We start from the raw sequence: 7427 nt of genomic DNA, 5'->3' as shown, positions 1-7427 counted from the left end.
TGAGCGCCGAAAGGACCGCGTCGCATCGGCTATGCCGTGAAGAATGCGGGACCGGTTCATGTCGAGAATTTAAGCGTTATCTGGCACTTTCCGCGAAATCGCAGAAAAAATTTAAAATTCCGCTGGCCACCTTGAAACACCCTCCTAGCATCATCCGTTCAGGTCCCTCTGCAGAGGTGACTGAACAAGCTGAATTGCGCTTACGTTCAGCTTCTCTTAATTGGTGGTGCCGCGCACTTCCATCGCCAGTTCGCATCGCGAGGTGGGATAGGACGTGTTGTCGCGTGGGCATCACACGCCCTTACATACGTTGATTTCGTTGGCCGAAAGCGGCCCTCCCATTTCGAAACTCGAGTGAATGCAGTGCGTTCATACGAGGCGGTGCCCAATTTTAACAGAAGGCGAACTACGTGAATCCAACTTCGAATTTAGGTCTACCTCTATTAGCCTACCGCAAGGTGCTGGCAATTGCCTTCGCGGCAGTCTCCCTCACTTTTCAGTCCACAGAAGCGGGATTAGTCCATACCTATGAAGCAGCCGGAGTGCAGACTTCGAGCGCGGTGAACACCACCACCATTAACTTCGATTCGGCGAATCCGGGCTACCATGGTTCTCAGACATTCAACCTGCCAGGAGACCTGACCGCGACTTATACCAACAATCAATTCAACAACACTGCAAACCAGTACGGTGGTGCAGGGGGAAACGGACAGTATCTGAATGTCACGGATCAGTTTCCCGTCACGTTGACGCTCACGAAGACCAGCGATCCTTCCCAAAACGCGCCGCAGGCCTATTTCGGCATGTGGATCTCGGCCGCGGATGCCGCCAATAAGATCGAGTTCTTCCTCGGGAACACTCTGGTTGACACTTTCACCGCGACAGCTTCATACCTTTCCTCGCTCTCACCCGCGTACTACGGGAATCCCAACGCTCCATTCCTCGGAGCCAACCCCTCAGAACCCTATGTCTTCGTGAATTTCTACTCGACGGATGCGGGCAATCTTTTTGACAAAATCGTCTTTACGAACATCTATCCCAATCCATTGGGAAGTAGTTTTGAAAGCGACAATCACACCTTCAGCACAACGATCCAGCCTCCTGCCAATGTCCCCGAGCCATCCTCCTTCGCCCTGTTAGGGCTTGGCGGTATCGGAATCGCCGTGGGTGCCTATCGCCGCCGCCGTAGCCTGGGCCTGACTCACTGATCTAGACGTCGCAAGCGGGACGACATTCTTCAGTCCTGCCGCATGCCGACAGGGCTTTACCCAAAAGAAATCAGCCTGCTCAACTGCATCAGTCCAGTCGCCAAATAAAGAAGTCGCGGTCCACACCTGTCACGCGATTTCTGATGTGGACGACTGGACTGACGGCGTTGAGCCTCCTCCATTTCCCCCCTCACCGGCTCATCACATCAACCTTGAAGGCTCGGCCCGTGCCAACAGCCCGGCTGGGCCTCCGGGTCTCCCGAACGCCCCCATCGATTGAAGTCCACGGCGCGAGAGCCCGGGGCGAGCATTCGGGACAACGCCGACAAAAGCCATTCCGATCTGACTCTGCCGTCTCGGACACCGGCCGCAAAAGCTGCGACATGCCGCCGGGCTCAACTCTTTTACCTTTCTGCTCTCAGAAAAAATCGCTCGACATGGGTCACTCAACATTTCCAGCCGGGGTCATTACGATATTGCGAACTACGTTCACCCCTGAAAGAGAGAACTGATGACTCGATCTTCGGCATTGATGACGATGATGTTGTTCATGGTCCCCGGACTGGCTGCTGCGGCCGATGGACCTCTCCCTCCGAAAGAAGCGGCTGCCAGCATTTCGCTTCCGGAAGGATTCCGGGCCACATTGTTTGCCGGTGAGCCCGATGTTTCGCAGCCGATGTCGATCACGTTCGATGATCGAGGACGAATGTGGGTGGTCGAATGCCGAACCTATCCCAAGTGGCAGCCTGCCAACGTGACTGAAGGAACGGACCGCATCCTGATCCTCGAAGACGTTGACGGGGACGGACAGTTCGACAAGCGGACGGTCTTTCTGGACAAAGGGGTCAACCTCAGTTCTGTGGAATTCGGCTTCGGCGGAGTTTTCGTCACCGCAATTCCTAAACTGATCTTCATTCCCGATGCGAACGGAGATGACGTTCCAGACGGACCGGCTCAAGTGCTTCTGGACGGTTTCGACGTGAAGGCAATTCACAACGTGGCCAATAGCCTCACCTGGGGCCCCGACGGCTGGCTGTACGGTTGCAACGGAATCCTTTCGAACTCCCGTATCGGCAAGCCGGGAACTCCGGACGCCCAGCGAGTCCCGATGAATTGTGGAATCTGGCGCTATCATCCCGTGCGGCACGATTTCGAAGTCGTTGCTCACGGAACGACCAACCCCTGGGGGCTGGCATTTGACGACCGAGGAGAAGCATTTCTGACAAACTGCGTCATCGAACACGTTTTTCACGTGGTCCCGGGCTCCCGTTTCAAGCGGATGTTTGGACAGGACTTTAACCCGATGACGTTCGAGTTGATGCAGACTTGTGCTGACCACATCCACTGGGCGGGGGGGACCTGGGAAGGTTCCCGCGACGGCAAAGGAAAGCACGGTGAGGCCGGTGGGGGACATGCCCACTCGGGAGCCATGATTTACGTCGGCGACCAGTTTCCCGCCGAATACCACAACAATCTGTTTACGCTGAATATCCATGGTCAGCGTCTCAACCGTGACTTGCTGGAACGCCACGCCTCAGGCTATGTCGCGCGACATCAGACGGATTTTGCCCCGTCTGGTGATCCCTGGTTCCGTGGCGTCTGCGTCAAGCAGGGTCCGGACGGGATCTATTTCACTGACTGGTCCGACACGGGCGAATGTCACAACTACGACGATCTGACAATCCACCGCGGGAATGGCCGAATTTTCAAGGTCACTTACGGAACCAATCACCCCGCCTACGGGAATCTTGCCAAGCTCTCTGACGATCAATTGATTGATCTGCTGTCGATGAAGGACGGACTTCGGGCCAACTCGGCACGTCGAATTCTTCAAGAACGATCGGTTCAGAAGAAACTGTCGTCGCAGGCCCGTAACCGGCTTAACAAAGATTTCGATGCACTCATGATCGATGCCGGCAACGGTCAAACGTCGAAATCACTGCAGTATGCCTGGACACTGCATGCGATTGGCGAATTGAATGAGTACAATCTGAATTCATTGCTCCGCTCACGCGATGACACCCACCGTGGCTGGGGCGTGCGCCTGGCCCTGGAAGAGAAAACCGCTTCTCCTGAAGTAGTCTCGCGTCTGGCGGAACTTGCCCGCCGAGACTCGTCTCCTTACGTTCGTTTGCAGCTCGCCTCTGGCCTTCAACGCCTGCAACTCGATCAGCGAAAGGCGATTGCAGCCGGACTTGTCAGCCATGCCTCAGATGCTCCTGATACGAACCTTGTCCTGCTGACATGGTATGGCATCGAGCCTCTGATCTCGCTCGCGGACGATGAAGTTCTGCCACTGGCGCTGCAGACGAAAATTCCCAAGTTGCGTCAATTTATCGCACGACATCTGGCCACGCGGCCATCCCCCCGATTCGCGCCCGTCTTACGTTGGCTGGAAGAGTCGGACGATAACGTTGCCACGCAGCGTGATGTTCTGACGGGGCTCTATTCCGCCATCGAAGGACGACGTGATCTGAAGGCGGATCCCGGCTGGGCCGCGGTTGCCGATCGCTATGCGATGAGTTCCGACGCCAACGTGCGGGAGTTGAGTCACCGCATTTCGCTCGTTCAGGGGAGCGACGCGTCTTACAACGAGTTCGTCAAGATCGTGCAGAATGACAAAATTGACGCCGCCCAGCGTGAGCGGGCACTCGCCGACCTCGTGACCACGCGGCGTCCAGGAGTAGCAGACCTGCTGCTTGACCGTCTTGGTGACTCTGAACTGCGGGCTTCAGCCATTCGAGGACTGGCGGGTTTTGATCGAGAAGAAGTGGGCAGTGCCCTGCTTGGAATGTACGCGTTGTTGACCGACGCAGAGAAACTCGACGCGATCAGCACGCTAACGGCTCGTGAAAAGACTGCTCTGGCTCTCGTCTCGGCGGTCGACGCGGGTCAGATCGATCGACAGGATCTGTCGGAATTCGACATCCGTCAGTTACAGCGGTTCAAGGAACCGAAGTTGAAGGAACTGGTCAACAAGTTGTTTGGCGCAAAGCCGTCGACTGAAGAACGAGCTCAGCAGATTGCCTCGATGAAGAAGCAGGTTCTTGAAGGTGACCCACAAACGGCCAATCCAAAGAACGGACGGGCACTCTTCCAGAAAAATTGTGCTTCATGTCACACACTCTTTGGGGAAGGGCGACAGGTTGGTCCCGATCTCACCGGGGCTCAGCGAACGGATCTCGATTACATCTTGATCAATGTCATGGACCCCAGCGCACTCGTGGGGCATGCGTACCGCGTGACGATTGTCGAGTTGAAGGACGGACGAGTCATCAATGGAATCGTGAAGGGGGAAGACGCGAGCACGATTACACTGCAAACCGCAACGGACCGAGTGGTCGTCGCAACGCAGGACATCGAAGACCGGCAGCAGCAGTCGGTTTCCATGATGCCCGAAGGTCTGCTCAACCGGCTTTCCATTCAGGAAGTGCGAGACCTTGTCAGTTACCTGAGCAGCGAAGCCCAGCCACAGTAGTGTCACTTCGCTGCGGCGACCTCCAGACGATCGTATTTTATGATTCCAGATCACGTTATGGTTGGCAGTCTGATCTGCCTCCTTTGCGCCTTGCTCGCGGTGAAAAGCGACTGGTTCTTGAAACACACCCGAAAAGGTGCATTTCTGATCCGTCAATTTGGTGACGCTCAGGCCCCCTGGGTCGTCCGCGGGCTGGCGTTAAGTGGAATCGTATTGGGGTTGCTGCTGATACTTGAGGTGGTCCGCCCGATTCAGTGGTGAGAGTCGTAAATCTCCTCTCTGGCGGTATTCGCTGGTGAGGAGTCTCTGGCCGGATCGACGATGGCCATCGTTCGCACGTTGCGATCGGCTCGATCGGTCATCTGCGGATGCATCCTGCCAAGCCAGGGCCGATTTCAGAGACCAGACTCACTTCCCTTGCGGCCTCTCATTGAGAATGAGTTTTCCCAAGAGGATGAACACGGAAGTGAGTGGGCGTGTCTGACGCCCATGCAGACCGTATTGTGCGGTTGAGCTTGAGAAATTGTGTTGCCTCAATATTCCACTTAACTTGTTTCCGCGTCGATCGGTGCTTACGATGGTCGACCCTCCGCCAAATGTGTACGAGTGATTTTTTTGGCGAGTCGAGGGTTGAATCAACACCAAAGTCGCCGCCGTCGGGTGGTGGATCGAGGCGACAGCCTCGTCAATCAAAAGTGTTTTTTGGCGGTTTCGATCGTCAAGACTCCATGGAAAGTCCCTGTTCGATGAAGCATGTGCTGTCCGCGATGGTGATGAACCAGCCGGGTGTGCTGGCCCACATCTCCGGAATGCTCGCCTCGCGCGCATTCAACATTGAAAGTCTGGCCGTCGGCGTGACCGAGCGGCCTGAGTTTTCGCGTATCACCTTTGTGGTCGCCGGTGATGACAAGGTTCTGGACCAGGTCCGGAAACAGCTTGAAAAGATTGTGACTGTCGTCAAGGTTGTCGACTATCAGCACCAGGATCTGGTCGAACGTGATCTGATGTTGATCAAGGTGTCGACGGCAGGTGACCAGCTCTCCAATGTCCGTGAAATGGTTGAAATCTTTCGCGGAAAAGTTGTCGACGTCGGTTCTTTGCACGTGATGATCGAGATTTCGGGATCCGAGAGCAAACTGACCGCCTTTATCGAACTGATGCGTCCATTCGGGATCATCGAAATGGTTCGGACCGGCCGGATCGCATTGGCCCGGGAAAAATCATTGTCGGTTGAAGACGCACTTCAACCACCTCCCGCCTACGAAGAAGAAGCCGCCATCAGCGGTTGAGATAGTGGAAAGCTGATTTCCAATTCTGTAGTACCGTTGCGAGCAACTGATCGGCAGTTGCAGCCCAGCGGTAGGACCGAGAATTCCTTTTTTCTGAAGAGAAGCAACGATGGCCGCCAAGGTTTATTATGACGACGACGCCGACTTGTCCCTGCTGAAGGGAAAGACCATTGCAATTCTTGGCTACGGCAGCCAGGGCCACGCACAGGCCCAGAACCTGCGCGACAGCGGCTGCACCGTCGTCGTCGGACAGCGTCCTGGCAGCAAGAACTACGATCTGGCCGTCAGCCACGGTTTCAAGCCGGTTTCGATCGCCGAAGCGACCAAGCAGGCTGACCTCGTCAACATTCTGCTGCCTGACGAAGTTCAGGGCGACATCTACCGCACCGAAATCAAGCCAAACCTGAAGCCCGGTGCACTGCTGATGTGCTCGCACGGTTTCAACATGCACTTCGGTCAGGTCGTCCCCCCCGAAGGGGTCGATGCTGCACTGGTGGCCCCGAAGGGTCCCGGCCATCTCGTCCGTGCTGAGTACGAAAAAGGGGGCGGTGTCCCCAGCCTGATCGCCCTGACCCCCGGCGCGTCAGAAACCAGCCGCAAGCTCGCCCTGGCCTACGCCAAGGGGATCGGTGGAACTCGCGGTGGTGTGATCGAAACCACGATCGCTGAAGAAACCGAAACTGACCTGTTCGGCGAACAGGTTGTGCTGTGCGGTGGTGTCAGTGCTCTGATCAAGGCTGCCTTCGAAACATTGGTTGAAGCTGGCTACCAGCCCGAAATGGCCTACTTCGAATGTATGCACGAATTGAAGTTGATCGTCGACCTGTTCTATCAGGGTGGACTCAACTACATGCGGTACAGTGTTTCGAACACGGCAGAATTCGGTGACTACACCCGCGGTCCTCGTATCGTCACCGATGCGACCAAGGCCGAAATGAAGAAGATTCTGCATGAGATCCAGACCGGCCAGTTCGCACGCGAGTGGATTCTCGAAAACCGTGCTAATCAGCCAACCTTCCAGGCCATCAAGCGGCGCGAGCGGACTCATCAGCTCGAAGAAACGGGCAAGCAGCTCCGCCGCATGATGAAGTGGATCAATGCAAAAGAATATTAATCGTCCCACGCTGTAGACGAACTGCCATCGGCAGGCATTCATTGAATAGCGGATACAGCGCGCGGTATTGATTAACCAGGATCGGACAGAGAAGGCTGCCACGGACTCTTAGACCCCGTGGCTCCCCCTCTGAGTACTGTCCAATCGAAGAGAAGCGGTGGCGTTCAGTCACCGCTTCTTCCATTTTCCGGCGTGCTGTTGTCGGGAAAGAACCATCGCTATACTCGGATGAGTTCATCAGGAGGACCGTGAATGCCCGAGGCCGTACGAACTTGTGACTTGGCGAGAAATTGCTTCAGCCCTCTTCCCCGGCGCCCCGCGCGCGAAACAAGCTCAGC

General features: G+C 55.9%; 5 protein-coding genes. All 5 read left to right on the top strand.

Going from position 1 to position 7427, the window contains the following annotated elements; all coding sequences use genetic code 11:
- Positions 1-410 precede the first annotated feature (410 nt).
- The 5 genes from VGE80_RS15195 to ilvC all read left to right on the top strand — a co-directional run bounded on the left by VGE80_RS15195 (position 411) and on the right by ilvC (position 7089).
- A complete protein-coding gene (locus VGE80_RS15195; protein ID WP_373651829.1) occupies positions 411-1208 on the top strand; it encodes a PEP-CTERM sorting domain-containing protein in 798 nt (265 codons plus the stop codon).
- Positions 1209-1719: 511 nt separating this feature from the next.
- Positions 1720-4686, top strand: a complete 2967-nt coding sequence (locus VGE80_RS15190; protein WP_440593248.1) for a PVC-type heme-binding CxxCH protein — start codon at positions 1720-1722, stop codon at positions 4684-4686.
- Between the two features lie 39 nt (positions 4687-4725).
- A complete protein-coding gene (locus VGE80_RS15185; RefSeq protein ID WP_373651827.1) occupies positions 4726-4947 on the top strand; it encodes a hypothetical protein in 222 nt (73 codons plus the stop codon).
- A 485-nt stretch (positions 4948-5432) separates the two neighbouring features.
- A complete protein-coding gene (ilvN, locus tag VGE80_RS15180) occupies positions 5433-5975 on the top strand; it encodes an acetolactate synthase small subunit (protein WP_373651826.1) in 543 nt (180 codons plus the stop codon).
- Between the two features lie 109 nt (positions 5976-6084).
- Positions 6085-7089: a ketol-acid reductoisomerase gene (gene ilvC, locus VGE80_RS15175; RefSeq protein WP_373651825.1), complete on the top strand. Its 1005-nt coding sequence runs from the start codon at positions 6085-6087 to the stop codon at positions 7087-7089.
- Positions 7090-7427: the final 338 nt, after the last annotated feature.

This window comes from Schlesneria sp., assembly GCF_036405755.1.
Taxonomy (GTDB): Bacteria; Planctomycetota; Planctomycetia; order Planctomycetales; family Planctomycetaceae; genus Schlesneria; species Schlesneria sphaerica.
Note: the sequence above shows the minus strand (reverse complement) of the source record. Positions and strands in the feature narration are given on the sequence as shown.

Coding starts and splice junctions, on each gene's coding strand:
- VGE80_RS15190 (WP_440593248.1), top strand. CDS start 1,720: ATGACTCGATCTTCGGCATTGATGACGATGATGTTGTTCATGGTCCCC.
- VGE80_RS15185 (WP_373651827.1), top strand. CDS start 4,726: ATGATTCCAGATCACGTTATGGTTGGCAGTCTGATCTGCCTCCTTTGC.
- ilvN (WP_373651826.1), top strand. CDS start 5,433: ATGAAGCATGTGCTGTCCGCGATGGTGATGAACCAGCCGGGTGTGCTG.
- ilvC (WP_373651825.1), top strand. CDS start 6,085: ATGGCCGCCAAGGTTTATTATGACGACGACGCCGACTTGTCCCTGCTG.